The 21,381-nt window shown below is 66.1% G+C and carries 15 protein-coding genes and 1 pseudogene; 3 read left to right on the top strand and 13 right to left on the bottom strand.

Annotated elements, in window-relative coordinates; genetic code table 11:
- Positions 1 to 2: 2 nt before the first annotated feature.
- From D6T64_RS10290 to D6T64_RS10240, 11 genes are all read right to left on the bottom strand, one after another.
- On the bottom strand, positions 3 to 686 hold the full coding sequence (locus D6T64_RS10290) for a hypothetical protein (protein ID WP_119974582.1): 684 nt from the start codon (positions 684 to 686) through the stop codon (positions 3 to 5).
- Entirely contained in the window at positions 683 to 1,753 is a 1,071-nt protein-coding gene (pilM, locus tag D6T64_RS10285; RefSeq protein ID WP_119974581.1) for a type IV pilus assembly protein PilM, read from the bottom strand. Before pilM ends, D6T64_RS10290 begins: the two co-directional genes overlap by 4 nt.
- Positions 1,754 to 1,796: 43 nt before the next feature.
- Positions 1,797 to 2,357 carry a hypothetical protein gene (locus tag D6T64_RS10280; RefSeq protein ID WP_147364519.1) on the bottom strand — a complete coding sequence of 187 codons (561 nt, stop codon included), beginning with the start codon at positions 2,355 to 2,357 and terminating at the stop codon, positions 1,797 to 1,799.
- On the bottom strand, positions 2,354 to 2,809 hold the full coding sequence (locus tag D6T64_RS10275; RefSeq protein WP_119974579.1) for a type IV pilus modification PilV family protein: 456 nt from the start codon (positions 2,807 to 2,809) through the stop codon (positions 2,354 to 2,356). The genes D6T64_RS10280 and D6T64_RS10275 overlap by 4 nt, the downstream gene beginning before the upstream one ends.
- A 103-nt stretch (positions 2,810 to 2,912) precedes the next feature.
- A complete protein-coding gene (locus D6T64_RS10270; RefSeq protein ID WP_233551024.1) occupies positions 2,913 to 3,308 on the bottom strand; it encodes a type IV pilin protein in 396 nt (131 codons plus the stop codon).
- A 200-nt stretch (positions 3,309 to 3,508) separates the two neighbouring features.
- Complete coding sequence (locus D6T64_RS10265; RefSeq protein ID WP_119974578.1) at positions 3,509 to 4,882, bottom strand: hypothetical protein; 1,374 nt, start codon at positions 4,880 to 4,882, stop codon at positions 3,509 to 3,511.
- An 89-nt stretch (positions 4,883 to 4,971) separates the two neighbouring features.
- Entirely contained in the window at positions 4,972 to 5,568 is a 597-nt protein-coding gene (locus D6T64_RS10260) for a PilW family protein (RefSeq protein ID WP_147364518.1), read from the bottom strand.
- The gene (locus tag D6T64_RS10255) at positions 5,565 to 6,002 is read right to left on the bottom strand and encodes a type II secretion system protein (RefSeq protein ID WP_119974576.1); all 438 of its coding nucleotides are present in this window, start codon (positions 6,000 to 6,002) and stop codon (positions 5,565 to 5,567) included. Before D6T64_RS10255 ends, D6T64_RS10260 begins: the two co-directional genes overlap by 4 nt.
- A 9-nt stretch (positions 6,003 to 6,011) precedes the next feature.
- Positions 6,012 to 7,241 carry a type II secretion system F family protein gene (locus D6T64_RS10250; RefSeq protein WP_119974575.1) on the bottom strand — a complete coding sequence of 410 codons (1,230 nt, stop codon included), beginning with the start codon at positions 7,239 to 7,241 and terminating at the stop codon, positions 6,012 to 6,014.
- Positions 7,241 to 8,635, bottom strand: coding sequence for a type IV pilus twitching motility protein PilT (locus tag D6T64_RS10245; protein WP_119974574.1), 1,395 nt, complete (start codon positions 8,633 to 8,635; stop codon positions 7,241 to 7,243). The genes D6T64_RS10250 and D6T64_RS10245 overlap by 1 nt, the downstream gene beginning before the upstream one ends.
- A gap of 45 nt (positions 8,636 to 8,680) precedes the next feature.
- Positions 8,681 to 10,351, bottom strand: coding sequence for a GspE/PulE family protein (locus D6T64_RS10240; RefSeq protein ID WP_119974573.1), 1,671 nt, complete (start codon positions 10,349 to 10,351; stop codon positions 8,681 to 8,683).
- 332 nt (positions 10,352 to 10,683) lie between these two features.
- Here D6T64_RS10240 and D6T64_RS10235 point away from each other — a divergent pair, with 332 nt between their 5' ends.
- Together D6T64_RS10235 and D6T64_RS10230 are read left to right on the top strand one after the other, a co-directional pair.
- Positions 10,684 to 11,325 carry an acetate uptake transporter gene (locus D6T64_RS10235; RefSeq protein WP_119974572.1) on the top strand — a complete coding sequence of 214 codons (642 nt, stop codon included), beginning with the start codon at positions 10,684 to 10,686 and terminating at the stop codon, positions 11,323 to 11,325.
- A 249-nt stretch (positions 11,326 to 11,574) separates the two neighbouring features.
- Positions 11,575 to 12,141, top strand: a complete 567-nt coding sequence (locus D6T64_RS10230) for a hypothetical protein (protein ID WP_147364517.1) — start codon at positions 11,575 to 11,577, stop codon at positions 12,139 to 12,141.
- A gap of 514 nt (positions 12,142 to 12,655) precedes the next feature.
- Here D6T64_RS10230 and D6T64_RS10225 read toward each other — a convergent pair.
- A pseudogene (locus D6T64_RS10225) lies at positions 12,656 to 16,578 on the bottom strand (DNA-directed RNA polymerase subunit beta').
- A 42-nt stretch (positions 16,579 to 16,620) separates the two neighbouring features.
- Entirely contained in the window at positions 16,621 to 20,112 is a 3,492-nt protein-coding gene (gene rpoB / locus D6T64_RS10220) for a DNA-directed RNA polymerase subunit beta (RefSeq protein WP_119974570.1), read from the bottom strand.
- A 294-nt stretch (positions 20,113 to 20,406) separates the two neighbouring features.
- Between rpoB and D6T64_RS10215 the strand changes: the two genes are divergently transcribed.
- Positions 20,407 to 21,306, top strand: a complete 900-nt coding sequence (locus D6T64_RS10215; protein ID WP_119974633.1) for a spermidine synthase — start codon at positions 20,407 to 20,409, stop codon at positions 21,304 to 21,306.
- Positions 21,307 to 21,381: the final 75 nt, after the last annotated feature.

The following is a 21,381-nucleotide window of genomic DNA, read 5'->3' as shown; positions in this document are numbered from 1 at the left end:
GGTCACTCGCCTCCGGTGGTGTCAGCGAGCGTCGGGTCGGTGAAGCGGCCGGAATATGCCTCGTCGTTGATGTGCAGGGTGACGCTCACCTGATAGGCGCCGGTGTCGGTGCGGGTGATGGCGCTCGGAGCGTCGTCGGCATACCCGGGCAGCTCCCGGAGGCCGCGCAGCCAGTCGGGCACTTCGGGCAGTGTCGGACCGGTGACGAGCAGGGTCAGGGTCGCCACCCTCGATTGCTGCAGGGGCGCCGTCGCCTGCCCGTAGGGCGCGAGCGGCGTGGCGGCGTCGATCGTGACGGAGTCGATGCTCACGTCGGCGGGCAGCACCGCGCGCACCCGCTGCAGGTAGTCCTTCCAGTCGATCTCGGTGGAGCCGCCCACCTGCTGAGCGGCGATCGTGGCATCGACCGCGTCCTGCACCTGGCGCACCTGCAGGTATTCGGTCTGCTCCCCGAGCAGCTGCGCGCTGCGACCCTGCACGGCGGCGAGGCTCGCCTGCCCCTGCATCGCCTGCCACGTCGCCACCGCGACTCCCCCGGCGACCAAAACGACGACCGCGACGACCGCGATCAGCAGTCCGCGCTGCAGGGCCTTGCCGCGCAGGCCGGCTTTGACCTCCGGCGGCAGAAGGTCGGCCCGCGGCTCACCCCCGATAATCAGCTCATCGTCGACGGATGCCCGGCTCATCCCTTGCTCCCGAGCGCCAGTCCGAGCGCCACCAGATAGGTGCCGCCGGACCGTTGCAGGCCCTCCGCGTGCAGCCCGCGGGCGAGGTGCACCGCGCCGACCGGATCGGGCGCTTCCACCGGCAGCCGGGTCAGCCCGGCGAGCGCCTCCCGAAACCCGTCGAGTCGGGCGCCGCCACCGGTGAGCACGATCCGGGTCACCGTCAGCGTGTGCCGGGTGTTGGTGAAGTAGTTGACGGTGTTCCGCAGGCTGTTCAGCAACTCGGTCGTCACGTCGTGCACGAGCGTCGCCGCGGCCAGGGTCTCCGCACTGCGCCCGGTCTCGGCTTCGTGCGCAACCGGGTCGAGTCCGAGGGTGAGTTTGAGGGCATCCGCCGGCTGCGCGTCGAGGGCCAGCCGCACCATCAGCGCCTGCGTCACATCGTCACCGCCAGCCGGGATCAGCCGCACGAACTGCGGGATGCCCGCCGCGGTGATCAGCACACTGGTCGTTCCGGCACCGACGTCGATCTGCACGATCACGTCATCCGTCGCCGCGCCCCGGTGAATGGCCCGGCTGAGCGCGAACGGAATCAGGTCGACCTCCACCGGGGTCAGGCCCGCGAGCTGCACGGACTTCACATTCGCCAGCACGACGTCTTTCACGGCCGCGATCAGCAGCCCGCTCACCTGCGGCCCGGCCTCGTCGCCGGCGACCTCCATGATCGTGTAGAAGTCGAGCAACGCCTCGGCGACCGGCACTGACAGGAGGTCCTGCACCTGAAAGGGCAACGATTCGCGGATGCGCTTCATCGACATCTTCGGCACCGTGAGGTCGCGCGCGACCACGCGGTGATTGCCCATGCCGAGCACAACGTCGCGGCTCTTGAAGCCGCCGGCCGACCACAGGCGTTTCAGAGCGGATGCCACGATGGCCGGTTCGAGCACCTCCCCACGGCTCACGGCCCCGGCCGGCAGCGGTTCCTCGTGGTAGCGCTGGATGGTGGGCTTCGCCGACCCGGCCTCACTCACCTCCACCGCCCGCACCGAAGAAAAGCCGATGTCCAGGCCGACGACACTCGTGTTCATAGGTCTCCTGTGTGTGGGGTGCCGAAGGTGGTCACCCGCTCCGTTAGTCGAAACATGGAACGGTCCCGGTCGCGGTGATTGCGCTGGTCGCGGCCGAGGAGATGAGCGCCGGCTCCTGGGCCGTGATCGCGAACGACATCGTCACCGAGGTCGCCGTGGCTTTCGCGAAGACGGCGGCACCGCCGATCGGTGTCACGCCCTCCGCGAGGGTGTCCCACGGGGCGAGCAGCAGCGGTGTGGTCGGTGCGACGATCTTGGTCAGGGCGGTGTGGGTCGTGTAGATCGTGCCGCCGCCGGCCGGCGAGTAGTACCAGGCCTGGCAGCCGTAGCCCGGCTGGTCTCCCGGAACCCGGTCAGACCAGACCACGAGCAAGCGGGCACCACCGGGTAACACGGGCACCGAACTGATCGCCTGCGCGCCCCGCACACCCTGCTGCACCGACTGCGCCACGACCTGGCCGAGGTAGACGGCCGCGCCCGCCGAACGCACGGCCGGTTCGGCACTCGCCGTCTTGACCAGCACTCCGCCTGCGATCGTGAGCAGCCCGACCACGGCCACCCGGGTGAGCAGACCCACGACCGTGGATCCGCCGTCAGCCCTCACGGCGCGCTCACAAAGATGAGGGTGGATGCCTCGGCCAGCGGGGTCGTGGATCCCGACTGCACGACACTGACGTCAAACGACACGACCCCGGGATATCCGGCGGGCGCCGCCGGGCAGGCACCGCGCACGCGCTGCACGGTGAGGGTGCTGTCGATGCCGCTGAGGGAGCTTGCCGAAGCGGGAAGGGCCGAGCACACCGTGCCCTGAGCCCGGGCCCGCTCGATCTCGTCGCTCACGAGCTGAGTAGCCGTGGCAATGCTCGCATTGACCACCGAGACCTGCAGGGACTGCACGATCAGGGGCAGGAATGCGATGGCAAGGATGCCGAGCAAAAACAGGGACACCACGATCTCGATCAGGCCGAAGCCTGCCTCGGTGGCCCGGCCGCCACGGTCGCCGTGCGAGGCGACCTGACCTCGTGGAGCATTGACGGCATCCCGGTTGGACGGCACGACGCACCCCCTCCTGGGATCCTGTGACTTTGGTGGTGGCACACGAACGCGTTACGACCGGCCGGCTGCCCGCAGGCGTCCGGCCGGTCGTCGACTCCGCTGGTTAGGGGACCGCGGTCTTGACGGCCGCTCCGCTTTCGTTGATCGTGTAGGTGTGCGCTGCGGCGTCGTCAGCCCACGCTCCGGTAATCGTGAAGCCCAGCCCGTCGCTATCGACGGCAATGCTGGCGGTGATTTCATCACTGGCCGTGTAACCTTCGAGGCCGACCAGGGTGGTCGGGAAGTCACCCTCGGTCGTGTACTCGGCCACCACGGCGGTCTTGGCGGCGGTGACGGCCGCGGACACCGCGCTGTCCTTGGCACCCTCCTGCTGACTCAGGAAGATCGGGATGGCAACCGCGGCGAGCACGCCGATGATCAGCACGACGACTAAAAGCTCAATGAGGGTGAAGCCCTTTTCGTCGGGATCCAAGCGCATCCGCTCGCGCTTGTCAGTCAAGACGCGCTGTTTGCGTAAGAGCGCCCCCGTGATGCGTGTGAACATGTCAATCCAGTCGTTGTTGTGCGCTGTATGAAACCGGGAACGGCGTCGGGTCGTCCACGCTGATCATACGATTTTCTCCCCCCGAATAGGGGGTTTGTCGAAAACTTTTCCGCCCCAGTTTGGGTAGAGCTGACCAGTGGGCGGTCACCCGGCGGTCACCCGCCGTCGAGCAGGTCGCGCAGCGACGTCAGATCGCCCATCTGGGCCGCTGAACCGGCTGAACCGCCCGTCACCGTGCCGGTGTCGAGGTTGATGCCCGGAAGCCCGAGCGCCACGGACTCGAAGCGGGTGTTGTTCTTGAAGTCGTTCGCGCCGTTGGCATAGAGCTGGCCGCGCCACTCGAAGTTGTTCATGGCCTCGAGCCGGCAGGGTGTGTAGAGCATGGCGTCGATGGTGGGGGCGATGGTGAAGCCGTTTTTCATCGAGAAGTCGCCCTGCAGCAGCCCGCAGGTGGGCGCCCCGTTCGCGACGAGGTCGGGCGTGACGAACCAGAGCTTGTGCGGGGCCGTCGTCGACGACTTGAAACGCACGTTGTTGATGAAGTCGAATTTCTGGGCGAAGATCACGACGTCGTTGGTGAGGTTCACGTCGCCGCTCGCCTTCACCCCGAGCGGGCACAGAGCGAGGGCATTGATGATGACCGGCTTCGATCCGTTGGCCGCGGCGGCGAGTCTGGCCGCATTGATCGTGCAGTCGAGGCCGATCGGCGTCACCTTGTAGGGAACTCCGGTGCTGTCGACCCAGTCGCCCGGTACATAGTTGACATCGATCCAGCCCGGCACCGACGGAAGGTTCGCCGGCGCCAGGTACTTCGTGTACACGCCCCCGACCCGGCTGGGCAGGGTCGCCGCGTTCACGTTGACGGTCGCCGAGGTCAGGTTGCCGGTCACCTGCCCGAGGGTGGCCGCGCCCGAGGCCCAGGCGTTGCCCTCGATGGCGCATCCGCTGATATTGAGGTTGCCGTTGGAGACAACGACGTCGCCCTCGATCACCGTGTTGTTCGCGCATTCCATGCTGCCGTTTTTCACCTGGATCGCCGCCCGCCCGCTCTCTGCCACGAGCAGGTTCGCGTTGTTCTGAAAGACGACTCCGCCGTAGAGGTACATGGCGGCACCGGTGGGCTGCACGCCCGGCAATACTGCCGGCACGTAGGAGAACACCGCCTCGACGGTGCTGGCATCGCCTCCGGTGTTGCCCGCCACCCCCGATGAGACGGCCGTTCCGGTGGACAACACGCGGATGCGCACGGCGGCCACACCGGTCGCCGGGCAGCCGGCCACCCAGGTGTCGCCCGTCGTGCTCAGCGAATAGGACACGTCGGCGGTGAACGCCGGGGTCGTGCGGGTGTACCGGGGAAGGCAGGTGCCCTGGGTCAGGCTGACCTCGGCGACGTTCACGCCGCTCTCGGCGGCCGCGATGGACTGCACCCCGGCGCGGGTCGCGCTCGTGAGGCCGAGGGAGTAAAAGCTGACGCCCACGACCGTGGTGGTGATGACCAGGACGATCGCCATCACGGCGATGACGGCCATCAGGGCGCTGCCCGCATCGCCCGCGCGATCAGCGAAGCGGAGGCGCGCGGGCCGAACTCGACCGGGCCGAACCCGGTGGATGGGACTGCTTAGGCGCATGGGTCACTCCGGGTGGCTAGGGTGCGCATCGTCGCGGTGGAATTAATGCTGACGGGCAGGTTCTCGCCCGCGTCGATCGCGAGCGCGACGGTGATGCGGCCGTCGACTCCGCCGAAGACAGGGGTCCCACCCGGGCTGACACCGTCGCCGAGCTTGATCCAGGAGGTGAGGGCCGCACCGGTCGGCGGCGCGATCACGGCCGCCGGCGACAGCCGCTTGGTGTACACCGTGCCGCCGCCGGCCGGGGTGAAAAACCAGGCCTGGCACGCCCAGACGACCGGGCTTGTGGTTCCCGCGGTGCGGGCCAGCAGAAACTGGGTGTCGTCGATATTCTGGAGCGCCACGTAGGACGCGTTGCGCACCCCGACCTGAACCGACCGGCTGATCAGCTGGCCGGTATCGGCGGCCGTCGACGCGGAGCGCACATCGCGCTCAATGCTGAGCGAGCTGATCAGCAACCCTCCGATGATCGACAGCACCACGAGGGCGAACAGCATGTAGATCAACAGCTCGACGAGCGTGAATCCCTCCTGCGCTTCCGGGCGCAACGGCCCCCCGGCGCGCGGCACCCCACCGCGCCGCTTCATGGCGCGTCCAACAGGATAAGGGTGTTCGCCGAGGCCAGCTCGGCGCTGGAACCCACCCGGGTGACCCAGACGCGCAGCGGCACGACCCGCAGGTACGGCTCGACACAGACGTCGCCCGCGGGCACGGTCAGGGCGAGGTACGGCTGCAGGGTGCCGCGGGCATCCGCTACCGGCACCGGAACCGTCGCCGCGAAGGCCTTCACCGCCGAACAGCTCGACCCCAGCGCCCCCACCTGCTCGAGCTGCTGCACCACGATCTGGGTAGCGGATGCCCGCACCGCGTTCACGGCGGCGATCTGCGCCGCCTGCGCCAGCACCGGCAGAAAGGCGATGGCGAGCACCGCGATGAGAAACATCGAGATGACGATTTCGATCAGGCCGAAGCCGCTCTCGTCTTCGGCCTCGGGGTGCGGGGGTCGCCCGGTGTGAGGCATCGGGGCCGGCTATTTGACGTACTCGAAGATGCTGAACATGGGCAGGTACAGCGCCACGATCATGCCGCCGATGACCACGCCGATGAAGGCGATCATCAGCGGCTCAATGAGCGCGGTGAGCTGCTCGGTCGTGGACTGCACCTCCTGGTCGTAAAAATCGGCGACTTTGCCGAGCATCTGCTCGAGCGCGCCGGCGTCTTCGCCGACCGCGATCATCTGCACGACCATCGCGGGAAAGATCGGCTCCCGCGAGAGGGGCCCGGCGATCGACTTGCCCTGCCGCACCGATTCCTGCACCTTGCGCAGCGCCGACTCGACGACCCAGTTGCCGCTGGTCTCGCCGACGATCGCGAGGGACTGCAGGATCGGCACGCCGGCCCCGATCATGGTCGAGAAGTTGCGGCTGAACCGGGCGATAGCGAGCTTCATCATGAGCGGCCCGAACACCGGCAGCTTCAGCTTGAGCGGGTCGACGATGCGCCGCACCCGCTCGGTGTTCTTGTTCTTCTTCCACCAGATGGCGAAGGCGACGCCGAGCACCACGAGGAGCGGGCCGGCCCACACCATGACCTTCGACATCACGACCAGAATCTGCGTCGGAAGCGGCAGTTCGCCGCCGAGCCCGGCGAACATGTTCTCGAACACCGGCACGATGAAGATCAGCATGCCGATCACCGCCAGCACCGCCATGATCAGCACCACGACCGGGTAGGCGAGCGCCGACTTGATGGTGTCGCGCAGCTTCACCTCCGCCTCGAAGTTGCCGGCCACCGAGTTGAGCGATTTCTCGAGGAACCCGCCGGTCTCGCCGGCCTTGACGAGGTTGATCATGATCGGCGGAAACACCACGTCGTGCTTGGCCATCGCCTCCGAGAGCGACGCGCCGGTCTCCACCTCGTTGCGAATGGTCGTGAGCACCCGGGCCAGCTGCTTGTTCTCGGTCTGCTCCGAGAGGATGTTCAGGGTGCGCAGCAGCGACAGCCCGGCGCTCGTCATGGTCGCCATTTGCCGGCTCATGACCGCGAGGTCCTTGAGGCCGACCCCCTTGCTCAGCCCGGGGATGCGGATCTCCCGGCTGAGGCCGGTGCCCACCTTCACCTCGTCGATCGAGATTGGCGAGAGTCCCATCGCCCGCAGCCGCATCATCGCGGCGCTCTCCGAGGCGGCGTCGAGCCGCCCGGACACGACCTTGCCGCCCATATCGCGGCCCTTGTACGCGTAGGCCAGGGTGCCAGACATTACTTGCCCCGCGTCGAGAAGGAGTCGCCGAAGTCGATCCCGGCCCCCGCGGTTGCGGCGCTCGGGGGGCCGTCGGCATCCGTTCGCCGAATCAGCTGGTTCAGCCCCTCGAGGTCCTGCGCCTTGTCTTCGGCGGATTGCCGGGTGATCAGGCCGGCGTTGACGAGTTCGGCGAGGTTCTGGTCCATGGTGTGCATTCCGAGGCCCCGACCGGCCTGCATCGATGACGGGATTTGATAGGTCTTGCCCTCGCGAATGAGGTTCGCGACCGCCGACGTGGTGATCAGGATCTCGGTCGCCACGACCCGGCCGCCGCCGACCTTTTTCACGAGCGTCTGGCAGATCACGCCCTGCAGCGTCGCGGCGAGCTGGGCGCGCACCTGCGCCTGCTGGTAGGGCGGAAACACGTCGATCACCCGGTCGATCGTCTGCGCCGCATCCTGCGTGTGCAGGGTCGCGAATACGAGGTGCCCGGTCTCCGCTGCCGTCAGCGCGACCGACACTGTTTCGAGGTCGCGCAGCTCGCCGATCAAAATGACGTCGGGGTCCTGGCGCAGCACGTGCTTCAAAGCGGATGCGAAACTGTGCGTGTCATGGCCCACCTCGCGCTGGTTGACCAGGGATTTCTGATGTTTGTGCAGAAACTCGATCGGGTCCTCGACGGTCACGATGTGGTCGGCTCGGGTGCGGTTGACCAGGTCGATCAGCGCGGCGAGGGTCGTGGACTTGCCCGACCCGGTCGGGCCGGTCACGAGCACGAGGCCGCGGGGCAGCTGCGCGAACGCGGCGACCGATTCGGGCACGCCGAGGTCTTTGAGCTGTTTGATCTCCCGCGGGATCAGCCGGAACGCTCCGCCCACCGAGTTGCGCTGCAGGTAGTAGTTGACCCGAAACCGGGCACCGCCGGCCGTGTAGGCGAAGTCGAGCTCGAGCTCCCGCTCGAACTCCTCCCGCTGCGCCGGCGTCAGGATGCTGAACAGCGCGCTCGTGACCTTCTCGCGTTCCCACTTCGTCGACCCGTCGATCGGCCGCAGGGCCCCATCGAGGCGGATGCACGGCGGTGCGGCGACGGTCACGTGCAGGTCGGACGCGCCCAGGTCGAGCACGGTGATGAGCGCGGCGACGAGGTCGGCGTCGGGCTGCGGCTCGCCGGAGGCGGCGCCCCGCCCCGCCCGCCGCGAATGGCCGGGATCCCCGGCCAGCCCGGCCCCGGCCGTCCCGACCGCGGTTTCGGAAGCGTCGCTCACGGCCGCGGCCGATGCGCCGACGAGGGTGGGCGCATCCGTCGCCGCGTGCGCGACCGGGTCGGTGACCGGATCGAGGTCATCAAGCGGCCAGGTCTCGGCCGCAGCTCCCGGCGGAGTCACCGGGATCTCGTAGATCGGCTGGCTCATGGCTGGTGTCCCTTCACGATCGTGCAACGGCTGTCGACGGGGGCATCACGCCACCACCCGCAAAATTTCTTCGATCGAGGTCAGGCCGAGGCGCACCTTGGCCCAGCCGTCGTCGCGCAGCGAGATCATTCCCTGGTCGTTGGCGGCTCGGGCGATCTCGGCGCTCGAGGCGCGGGCCACGCAGAGCCGCTCGATCTCCTCGCTCACGGTCATCACCTCGTGCACCGCGATGCGGCCGCGATAGCCCGTGTTCGAGCAGTTGGCGCATCCGTTGGGCTTGAAGATGATCGGCGACGGATGCTGCGGGTCCACCGGAAACCGCAGGTGCGCCAGTTCCTCGGGGCTGCGCGCGTCGGGGGCCTTGCAGCGCTCGCAGAGGTGCCGGGCGAGCCGCTGGGCGACGACACAGTCGAGGGCGGAACCGACCAGGAACGGCTCGATGCCCATCTCGGTGAGCCGGGTGATCGCGCTCGGCGCGTTGTTGGTGTGCAGGGTCGACAGCACGAGGTGCCCGGTGAGGGCCGCCTCGATCGCGATCTGCGCGGTCTCGTGGTCGCGAATCTCGCCGAGCAGCACCACGTCGGGGTCGCTGCGCAGAATGGAACGCAGCGCGCTCGCGAAGGTGAGGCCGGCCTTCGGGTTCACCTGCACCTGGTTGATGCCGGCCATCCGGTATTCGACCGGGTCTTCGACGGTGATCACGTTGATCTCGGGCCGGGACACCGAGTTCAGGGTCGTGTAGAGCGTCGTCGACTTGCCCGACCCGGTCGGCCCGGTCACGAGGATCATGCCGTAGGGCTTCGAATACGCGGTCTTGTAGGCCTCGAAGTTGTGCGCGAGCAGGTTGAGGTCGCGCAGATTCATGCTCGTCGTCGAGTTGTCCAGGATGCGCATGACGACCTTCTCACCCCAGACCGTCGGCAGGGTCGCAACCCGCAGGTCGATCTTGCGGCCGCCGTGGCTGACCGACATGCGGCCGTCCTGCGGTTTGCGCCGCTCGGCGATGTCGATGTCGCTCATGATCTTGAGGCGGCTGATCACGCCGCTCTGAATGCTCTTGGGGGCGCTCGGCATCTCGTGCAGCACGCCGTCGATGCGGTACCGCACCCGCAGGCTGTGCTCGCCCGGTTCGATGTGGATGTCGGAGGCTTTGTCCTGGATTGCCTGGCTGACCAGCAGGTTGACGAACCGCACGATCGGCGCCGCGTCATCCGTCGCGTCATCGCCGATGGAACGCTCGGGCTCGCTCGGCGTGTGTTCCTCTTCGAGGGTGGTGGTGAGGTTGCTCAGCTCGTCGTCGGCGCGGTGATATCGGGCGAGGGCGGCGAGCAGGTCGCCGCGCTCGGCGACCACCGGGGCGACGCGCATGCGGGCGCCCTCCCGCACGTCGTCGAGGGCGAAGACGTTGCCGGGGTCGACCATGGCCAGCACCAGGCGGCCGTCGGTGACCGCGATCGGCAGCACCTCGTGGCGGCGGCAGACGATCGGCGACACCATGGCCAGCGCGATCGGATCGACCGGGTAGTCGAGCAACTCGACGAAGGGCAGGTTGGCCTGCTGGGCACGAGCCTTGGCGAACTGGATTTCGGTGATCACGCCGCTGTCGACGAGGCGGCGCACCGCGCCCTCGTCGGCGGGGTCACCCGCCATCAGGGTGTCGAGGGCTTCGATCGGGAGCAGGCCGTGCAGGATCAGGATTTCGGTCAGGGTTGCCACGCGGGCCTCCCCCGATCGGGGCCCTGGTGCGCGTGTGCGGAGGGACCGGTTGCAGTCGTGCCCTGTTTGGGGGTCACGGCTTAGAAATCGAGCATAGCCGCCCGCGCCCCTCATACCTAGAACAAGTTTTTGTGCAGGTCAACGGCGCTCGGTGGTCGCCCCGTAGACGCCGAGTTGGCACTGAGTCCCACTGTGGTGCCATACTTTCCCTGATTCAGCTACACAAGACCGGAACGCTGACACTGAGTCGTGGCAGCCCGTGTATTTTCGCGGGCTACGCGCGAGTAGGCCCCGAAGTCTCATGTGAACTGCCAACACAAAGGAGTGTCACCATGACGACGATTCTCAACAAACCGGGTTCGACCCGGGCCAAGAACCCCGCCACCACCGCCCAGCCTGCCCCCGCCGGCCTCGCCGGAATTGTCATCGCCGATCCCGGTGCCCTCGGCCTCGGCGCCTTCGCCCTGACCACCTTCGTTCTCAGCCTCTCCAACACGGGCCTCATCCCCGGCGCCGGTGCCGCCGTCGTCGGACTCGCCCTCTTCTACGGCGGAATCGCCCAGGTCTTCGCCGGAATGTGGGAGTTCGTGAAGGGCAACACCTTCGGAGCGACCGCGTTCACCTCGTACGGTGCGTTCTGGCTCGCCTTCTGGTGGCTGCTGACGAACCCCGAGACCGAAGCCGCCGCGGGCGGGGCCGGCGTCGGCGCGTTCCTCGTGGCCTGGACCATCTTCACCGCGTTCATGACCGTCGCCGCGCTCAAGACGAACCGGGTGCTCGTCACCCTGTTCGTGGCCCTCACGCTGACCTTCATCTTCCTGGCGATCGGCGCCTTCACCGGCATCAACTCCATCCACGCCTTCGGCGGGTACCTCGGCCTCGCCACGGCGGCCATCGCCTGGTACGGCAGCGCCGCCACCGTGATCAACGCCACCTGGAAGCGCCCCGCGCTCCCCGTCTGGCCGCTCGCCTAACCCGCCCTGCGCACCTCCGCGTACCATTCGACGGAGTTCAGCACCGAAAACCCTCGTTTCGACCCGAAACGGGGGTTTTTGCGTGCACTCTCCGTCGAACGGTACAGCGCACGACGCCGGCGAACGGATGCCCCGGCGTCGGGCATCCGCCCCCCGCCCCGAAACAGGGAGTGGACTCCGCGTATACCCTAGGATTGGGCACATCCGCCCTGCCGGGAGTGTGGCCGAAAGGTACCGATGTACGGGGACATGGCGACCGTTCGTGCCGATGCGACGAGCCTGGATCGCAAGCGTCGGCGCTCCCAACGTGCCGCTCCCGTCGCCCTGCTGGCCCTGGTCAGCGCCCTGCTACTCGGCGGCTGCGCGCTGTTGCCTCCAGGCGGCGAGTCTGGGGAGGCCACCCATGAGCGACTCGACTCCCTCGCCGGCGTGGCCGACTCCCGCGTACGGGTCGCGAATATCCTGTCGGGATTCACACGCTACTGGTCGACAACGGTGGAGATCACCGTGGCCGACGACTATGCCGTCGGCGACGCCGACGCGGCACTCGACTGGTTGCTGCACACGGCCTGGTCCATCAACAACCAGGAGCCCAACAGCGGCGTGCTCGTCGGCTTCGTGAATCCTGACGGCACCACGGCCGACTGGGACTGGCACGGCGCGCTCACCGCGGCCGGATACGACGCCGACTGGATCGGTCGCGGCATGGACGAAGGCGGCATCCTGCTCTTCAAGTCAGAGAACGTGACGGGTGTCCTGGGCGACTGGCCCGCCGCTGTGCCCGACCTGCCCGCCGGCGTGCTCGTCGCCGACTGACCTTCACGAGCACCCGCGGCGGCCGTGGCAGTCCTCACCGGGTGGCAGCAACGTGTCGCACGCGACGCGTTGCCAACCGCCACGAGTGGGCGCAAAACGCCCCATGAAGCAGGCTGGCGGCACGCGAGTGGGCGCAAACGGCCCCATGACCGCTCGCGAAGGGGCTATTTGCGCCCACTCGCATCCGTCAAGGGGCGATATGCGCCCACTCGCGAGCGCCGGGAGGCCACCAACCCGCGACCGCCTCGACACGGTGCCCACCCACAGGCCCGCATGGGCGCCCCGGGCTGCAACACCCCGACACGAAGACCCTCAGATGTCAGCACGCGCACGTCTAGCGCTGCTGGCGGCACTCGTTTGGACACACGGCACCTGTTACAACGAGTGCCCGCTTGCCAAACGAGTGCCGCGAGCTTCCCCGGGTCCACCACGCCGGCGCGGCGCGGGCATTAACGACGGATGGCCCCCCTGCCGAAGCAGGGGGGCCATCCGTTTGATCCAACCGGGTTAGTGGTTAGTTGTACGTGCCGGGTGTCAGGTCGTCAGACGAGAAGCTGTCGAAATCGACGAAGCTCAGGTCACCTTCCTTGAACGCGGCGTCATCGGTGAAGATGCGGTTCGGGTAGCGCTCGGCCTTGGCCTCTTCCGTTGCCTCGACGGTGACGTCGCGGTAACGGGGAAGACCGGTTCCGGCCGGGATGAGCTTTCCGATGATGACGTTCTCCTTGAGGCCCATGAGCGGGTCGCTCTTGCCTTCCATGGCCGCCTGGGTGAGAACCCGGGTGGTTTCCTGGAAGGAAGCGGCCGACAGCCAGGACTCGGTTGCCAGCGACGCCTTGGTGATACCCATGACCTCCTGACGAGCCGAAGCCGTCTTGCGGCCCTCGGTGAGCGCAGCACGGTTGAGTTCGTTGTACTTCAACCGGTCAATGAGCTCACCCGGAAGCAGTCCGGTGTCGCCGTGCTCGACGACGGTCACCTTGCGAAGCATCTGACGAACGATGACCTCGATGTGCTTGTCGTGAATCGGTACACCCTGCGAACGGTAGACGTCCTGCACACCGGTCACGAGGTGCTTCTGCACCGCGCGAACACCCTTGACTCGAAGAACTTCCTTCGGGTCGACGGCGCCGATGATGATCTGCGTGCCGAGCTCAACGTGCTGGCCATCCTCAACGAGAAGGGTCGAACGCTTGAGCACCGGGTACGCGATCGCTTCGTCACCGTTGTCGGGGGTCAGGATAACCTTGCGGCCCTTGTCCGAGTCTTCGATGGTGNGATGCGACCGGCGGAGTCGACGATGGGCGATGCACCCTTGGGGGTACGTGCCTCGAAGAGCTCCTGTACACGCGGCAGACCCTGGGTGATGTCGTCAGCGAATGCCGACCCACCCGTGTGGAAGGTACGCATGGTCAGCTGGGTACCGGGCTCACCGATCGACTGTGCGGCGATGATGCCGACGGCCTCTCCGATGTCCACGAGCTGGCCGGTCGCGAGCGAACGGCCGTAGCAGACCGCACACACACCGACGGTCGACTCGCAGGTCAGAACCGAGCGAACCTTGATGTTCTCGACACCGGCTGCGATGAGCTTGGCGATGAGAACGTCTCCGACGTCGTCGCCGGCGTCGGCGACAACTTCGCCGGCCGCGTTGACCGCGGGGGCGGCCAGGCTGCGAGCGTAGACCGCGTTCTCGACGTTCGCGTGCACCGTGAGGGCACCGTTCGCGTCGAGGACGAGGGCATCGTTGGCGTCACGCTGGGCGATCGGCAGTTCGAGGCCCTTGGTCGTGCCACAGTCGTCTTCACGAATGATGACGTCCTGGGACACGTCCACCAGACGACGGGTGAGGTACCCCGAGTCGGCGGTACGCAGCGCGGTGTCGGCGAGACCCTTGCGAGCACCGTGAGTAGCAATGAAGTACTCGGCGACGGACAGGCCTTCGCGGTAGCTCGAGATGATCGGGCGAGGGATGATCTCACCCTTCGGGTTGTTCACCAGGCCTCGCATGCCGGCGATGTTACGCACCTGCAGCCAGTTACCACGAGCACCCGACGTCACCATGCGGTTGATGGTGTTGTCGGCCGGGAAGTTCGCCTGCATGGCCGCGGCCACGTCTTCGGTGGCGCGCGTCCAGATCTGGATGAGCTCCTGACGACGCTCGAGGTCGGTCGTGAGACCCTTCTCGAACTGCGACTGAACCTTGGCAGCCTGCTTCTCATAGCCGGCAACGATCTGCGGCTTGTTCGGCGGGGTCAGGATGTCGCTCAGCGCCACGGTCACACCGCTTCGGGTTGCCCAGTAGAAACCGGCATCCTTGATCCGGTCGAGGGTGGCGGCAACCTCGATCTTGACGTACCGCTCGGCGAGGTCGTTGACGATCGTCGACATGGTGCCCTTGTCGGCTACCTGCTCGAAGTACGGGTAGTCAACCGGAAGCGCCTCGTTGAAGATGGCGCGACCGAGGCTCGTGGTGACGAGCACGGTTCCGACGGCCTGGCCATTGACGAGTTCGACGCCTTCGGGCTGGGTGCCCTCGGTGAAGTACTTGTCGGTCAAGCGGATGCGTACCTTGGCGTTCAGGTCGAGCGACTTCTGGTCGAACGCGAGAATCGCTTCGGACACGGTGGAGAACGCGCGGCCTTCGCCGACAACGCCTTCCTTCATCGTGGTCAGGTGGTGCAGACCGATGATCATGTCCTGGGTGGGCAGGGTCACCGGGCGACCGTCAGACGGCTTGAGGATGTTGTTCGAGGCGAGCATCAGGATGCGTGCCTCGGCCTGGGCCTCAACCGACAGGGGAAGGTGGACAGCCATCTGGTCACCGTCGAAGTCGGCGTTGAACGCCGCGCAGACGAGCGGGTGCAGCTGGATGGCCTTGCCCTCGACGAGCTGAGGCTCGAAGGCCTGGATGCCCAGGCGGTGCAGGGTGGGTGCACGGTTGAGCATGACCGGGCGCTCGCGGATGATCTCCTCGAGCACGTCCCAGACCTGCGGGCGGCTCCGCTCGACCATGCGCTTGGCGGCCTTGATGTTCTGAGCGTGGCTCAGGTCGATCAGGCGCTTGATCACGAACGGCTTGAACAGCTCGAGTGCCATCTGCTTGGGCAGACCACACTGGTGCAGCTTGAGCTGCGGGCCGACGACGATGACCGAACGGCCAGAGTAGTCCACGCGCTTGCCGAGCAGGTTCTGGCGGAAACGACCCTGCTTTCCCTTGAGCATGTCGCTCAGGGACTTCAGGGCGCGGTTGCCGGTACCCGTGACGGGGCGACCACGACGACCGTTGTCGAACAGTGCGTCGACGGCCTCCTGCAGCATCCGCTTCTCGTTGTTCACGATGATCTCGGGAGCACCGAGGTCAAGCAGACGACGCAGGCGGTTGTTGCGGTTGATCACACGACGGTAGAGGTCGTTGAGGTCAGAGGTCGCGAAGCGGCCACCGTCGAGCTGCACCATCGGGCGCAGTTCGGGCGGAAGCACGGGAACGACGTCGAGCACCATTCCGGCCGGCGAGTTGCCGGTCATGATGAACGCGTTCACGACGCGCAGGCGCTTGATGGCGCGGATCTTCTTCTGACCCTTGCCTTCGGCGATCTGCAGGTGGAGGTTTTCGCTCTCGGTGACGAGGTCGAACGCCTCGAGGCGCTTCTTGATGGCCTCGGCGCCCATGAAGGCCTCGAAGTACATGCCGAAACGGTCCTGGAGCTCGTGGAAGACGGAGTCTTCCGGCTTCAGGTCGCCGACCTTGAGGGTGCGGAAGTCTTCCCACACACGCTCGAGGTGAGCGATCTGCTCGTCCAGAGACTTGCGAATCTGGCCCATTTCCTTCTCGGCGGCGTCTTTCGTGCGCTTCTTCTGGTCGCTCTTGGCGCCTTCGGCCTCCAGGGAAGCGAGGTCGGTTTCGAGGCGCTGCAGGCGGTCGGCGATGCGCGAGTCGCGGCTGGTCTCAATGGTCTTGAGTTCCAGGCGCAGCTCGTTCTCCAGGCCAGGCATGTCCTGGTGGCGACCGTCTTCGTCAACCTCGATGACCATGTAGGCGGCGAAGTAGATGACCTTTTCGAGGTCCTTCGGAGCCATGTCGAGCAGGTAACCCAGGCGCGAGGGCACACCCTTGAAGTACCAGATGTGGGTGACCGGAGCGGCGAGCTCGATGTGGCCCATGCGCTCGCGGCGCACGGACGACTTGGTGACCTCTACGCCGCAACGCTCGCAGACGATGCCTTTGAAGCGAACACGCTTGTACTTGCCACAAGAGCATTCCCAGTCCCGCGAGGGTCCGAAGATCTGCTCGCCGAACAGGCCGTCTTTTTCCGGCTTGAGCGTGCGGTAGTTGATGGTTTCGGGCTTCTTGACCTCACCGTGCGACCAACGACGGATGTCGTCTGCGGTAGCCAGGCCAATACGAAGCTCGTCAAATGTTGTTACGTCGAGCAATTTCTCTCCTTGGAAAGTTTTCGAAGTTTCTCTGGACCGGGCTTAGATGTCGTCGATGGACGACGACTCAAACCGCGTGGAAATGTTGATGCCGAGCTCTTCCGCGGCGCGGAAGACCTCATCATCGGTGTCGCGCAGGCTGACGGCGGTGCCGTCGGCTCCGAGTACCTCGACGTTCAGGCACAGCGACTGCATTTCCTTGATCAGAACCTTGAAGCTCTCGGGGATGCCGGGTTCCTGAATGTTCTCGCCCTTGACGATGGCCTCGTAGACCTTGACGCGGCCGAGGATGTCGTCAGACTTGATCGTCAGGAGTTCCTGAAGTGCGTATGCGGCGCCGTATGCTTCGAGCGCCCACACCTCCATCTCACCAAAGCGCTGGCCACCGAACTGTGCCTTACCACCCAGCGGCTGCTGCGTGATCATGGAGTACGGACCGGTCGAACGGGCGTGGATCTTGTCGTCGACGAGGTGGTGGAGCTTCAGGATGTACATGTAACCCACGGACACCGGCATCGGGAACGGCTCGCCGGAGCGGCCGTCGAAGAGCTGGGTCTTTCCCGAGGATCCGATGAGGCGTTCGCCGTCACGGGTCGGGGTCGTGGAGTCCAGGAGACCCTCGATCTCGATCTCGAGCGCGCCGTCGAATACCGGAGTCGCCACCTTGGTGCCGGGCGCAGCGCTGAAGGCGTGCTCGGGCAGGCGTGCGGCCCACTTCGGCTTGCCTTCGACGTTCCAGCCCTGCTTCGCAATCCAGCCGAGGTGCGTTTCGAGCACCTGGCCGAAGTTCATGCGACCGGGGATACCGAGCGGGTTGAGGATGATGTCGACCGGGGTTCCGTCGGCGAGGAACGGCATGTCCTCGATCGGCAGGATGCGGGAGATGACCCCCTTGTTGCCGTGACGGCCGGCGAGCTTGTCACCCTCGGTGATCTTGCGCTTCTGGGCGATGAAGACGACCACGCGCTGGTTGACGCCCGAGCCGAGCTCGTCGTCGCCGTCCTGCGAGTCGAAGACCTTGACACCGATGATGGTGCCGCGCTCACCGTGGGGAACCTTGAGGCTCGTGTCGCGAACTTCGCGGCTCTTCTCGTTGAAGATGGCGCGCAGCAGGCGCTCCTCGGCGGACAGCTCGGTCTCGCCCTTGGGCGTGACCTTGCCGACGAGGATGTCGCCGGGGCGGACCTCGGCTCCGATGCGGATGATGCCACGCTCGTCGAGGTCGGCGAGGAAGTCCGGCGACACGTTGGGAAGGTCGCGAGTGATCTCTTCCTTACCCAGCTTGGTGTCGCGGGCATCCACTTCGTACTCTTCGATGTGGATCGACGAGAGGGTGTCGTCCTTGACCAGGTTCTGGCTCAGGATGATCGCGTCCTCGAAGTTGTAGCCTTCCCACGGCATGAATGCCACGAGCAGGTTCTTTCCGAGGGCAACCTCGCCCTGGTCCGTTGCCGGACCGTCGGCGATGACTTCGCCAACCTCGATGCGCTCGCCGGCGTTGACGATCACACGGTGGTTGAAGCTCGTGCCCTGGTTGGAGCGGCTGAACTTGCGCAGGTAGTAGTCCTGCGTGCCGCCCTCGTCGAGCATGATGGTGACAACATCCGCTGACACCTCGGACACCACGCCGGCCTTGTCGGCGGTGAGCACGTCACCGGAGTCAATGGCGGTGAACACCTCCATGCCGGTTCCGACGAGCGGGCTGTCGCTGATCAGCAGCGGCACCGCCTGACGCTGCATGTTGGCACCCATGAGGGCGCGGTTCGCATCGTCGTGCTCGAGGAACGGGATGAGGCTGGTTCCGACCGACACCATCTGGCGCGGCGAAACGTCCATGTAGCCGATGTCTTCCGCGGGGAAGAGGTCAACCTCTCCACCCTTCTTGCGGGAGAGAACGCGGTCCTCGGCGAAGTGCGAGTCCTTGGTGAGCGGCGCGTTGGCCTGAGCGACGATGAACTCGTCTTCTTCGCTCGCGGTCAGGTAGTCGATCGTTTCGGTGACCTTGTTGTTGACCACGCGGCGGTACGGTGTCTCGATGAATCCGAACGCGTTGATGCGTGCGAACGAGGCGAGCGAACCGATCAGGCCGATGTTCGGGCCTTCCGGGGTCTCAATGGGGCACATGCGGCCGTAGTGCGAGGGGTGAACGTCTCGCACCTCGACGCCGGCGCGGTCACGGGAGAGTCCACCCGGGCCCAGCGCGGACAGGCGACGCTTGTGCGTCAATCCGGCGAGCGGGTTGTTCTGGTCCATGAACTGCGACAGCTGGCTGGTTCCGAAGAACTCCTTGATCGCCGCGACGACGGGCCGCACGTTGATCAGGGTCTGCGGGGTGATCGCTTCGATGTCCTGCGTGGTCATGCGCTCGCGAACGACGCGCTCCATGCGGGACAGGCCGGTGCGAACCTGGTTCTGGATCAGCTCACCCACGGCACGGATACGACGGTTACCGAAGTGGTCGATGTCGTCGGTGTCGATCGGGATCTGGGCGGGCTTGCCCTCGCGAAGACCGGCGATGGTGGTCTCGTTGGCGTGCAGGGCGACGAGGTACTTGATGGTGGCCAGGATGTCCTGGAGCGTCAGTACGGAGTCGCTGAGCGGAGCCTCGAGGCCGAGCTTGCGGTTGATTTTATAACGACCAACCTTGGCCAGGTCGTAGCGCTTGGAGTTGAAGAAGAAGTTGTCCAGCAGCGCGCGGGCAGCCTCGGCGGCAACCTGCTCGCCCGGGCGGAGCTTGCGGTAGATGTCCTTGAGGGCTTCTTCCTTCGTGAGGATGTTGTCCTTCTCGAGGGTGAGCTCGATGGATGCGAAGCCCTTGAACTCTTCGAGGATCTGCTCGCTCGTCAGGCCGAGGGCCTTGAGGAACACGGTCACGGACTGCTTGCGCTTGCGGTCGATGCGCACGCCAACCTGGTCGCGCTTGTCGATCTCGAACTCGAGCCAGGCACCACGGCTCGGGATGACGCGGGCGGAGTAGATGTCCTTATCGGAGGTCTTCTCCTGCTCGCGGTTGAAGTACACACCGGGCGAGCGCACCAGCTGCGACACAACAACACGCTCGGTGCCGTTGATCACGAAGGTACCCTTGGGCGTCATGAGCGGGAAGTCGCCCATGAATACGGTCTGGGTCTTGATTTCACCGGTGAGGTGGTTCATGAACTCGGCGTTCACGTAAAGCGGTGCGGAGTAGGTTTTGCCCTTTTCCTTGCACTCGTCAATCGTGTACTTTTCCGGCTCGAGCTCAGGATTCGTGAACGACAGCTGCATCGTTTCGCTGAGGTCTTCGATCGGAGAGATCTCTTCGAAAATCTCGTCCAGGCCGGTACGGCTGGGCAGGTCCTGACGACCCGACTTCTGGGCTTCAGCGACGCGCTTCTTCCAGATGTCGTTGCCGACGAGCCAGTCAAAGGACTCGGTCTGCAGGGCAAGCAGGTCGGGAACTGTGAGATTGTCGCTGATCTTTGCGAACGAGAGACGCTCAGCTGAGCGGCCGTTCTTGGGTGAGTTGGTGGTTGCGTTGCGCGCAGCAGCCAAGGAAATAACCTCCGTGGACCCCGTCAGGTCTAGTTACTGTTATTGGTGAAGAACTCCACAGACTCTCGGAGCGCTGGCACGATCTACAGACCCTCGCGGGTGTGAGACGAGCAGGAGAGAGATGCCGCAAGGTGGCTTGGGCACGCAAAGCCGACCGCAATATGAAGGCAGAGGTTTATCTGGGAGCGCAAGGATCAACTATATGCCTCTTATAGGCTCCTGTCTACCCGAATCTTGCCTTTGTGCGGATTCTCAGGTATAACCCCCCTCCCGGCGGATGGGAGAATGGTCGATATGAGTAGTGTTTCCAAAAATCCGCTTGCCAAAAAGTCGGGCGAGGCGGGGCATCCGTCGGTCGTCTTGAAACTGAGCGGCCACACCGCCGTCATCGAACCGGACCGCTTCACCCCGGGCAGCTACCAGCTCGTCGTCGACGGCACCCCGCAGTCGCACGTGAACATCGACCACCCCGATGAGCTGTTCTTCGAGTACATCCAGCGCATCGGGCATGTGATCGACCTGCTCGGCGACCCGCACGAGCCGATCACCGCCGTGCACCTCGGGGCCGGCGCGCTCACTCTGCCGCGTTACGTCGAGGCAACCCGGCCGGGCTCGCGCCAGCAGGTCGTGGAGATCGAGAGCGACCTGATCGACCTCGTGCGTTCCGTGCTGCCGTGGGACAAGCGCGCCCAGCTGCGCGTGCGGCACGGCGACGCCCGCGAGGTGCTCGCCAAGCTGCCCACCGGGCTGCACGGCGCGGTCGACCTCGTGGTCGTCGACATCTTCTCGGGCGCCCGCACCCCAGCCCACGTCACGAGCCGCGAGTTCTTCGCCCTCACCGCGCCGCTGCTCTCGCCCCGCGGCGTCGTCGCGGTGAACGTGGCCGACGGCCCGGGGCTCGCCTTCGCCCGCGGCCAGGCCGCGACCCTCAGCGACGTGTTCGAGTACGTGATCGGTTTCGCCGAGACGCAGGTGCTCAAGGGCCGCCGTTTCGGCAACATCGTCTTCATCGCCGCGCACACCCCGATCGACACCACCTGGATCCCGCGCCTGCTCGCGAACGGGCCGCACCCGGCGAAGGTCATCGAGGGCGCCGAACTGGCCCAGTTCATGGCCGGCTCGCTGGTGGCGACGGATGCGACGAGCATCCAGTCCCCGCTGCCCGGCCGCACGGTGTTCCAGATCGGGCACTAGCCGTCGAACGGGCGAGGATCGGGCATCCGCTTCAGGCGCGTGCCGCACCCGCGGCGCTACGCTGGAGTCTCCCAT

The sequence above is a fragment of the Cryobacterium melibiosiphilum genome (genome assembly GCF_003602235.1).
In the GTDB taxonomy this organism is placed as follows: Bacteria; Actinomycetota; Actinomycetes; order Actinomycetales; family Microbacteriaceae; genus Cryobacterium; species Cryobacterium melibiosiphilum.
This window is presented reverse-complemented; position numbering and strand designations above follow the sequence as displayed.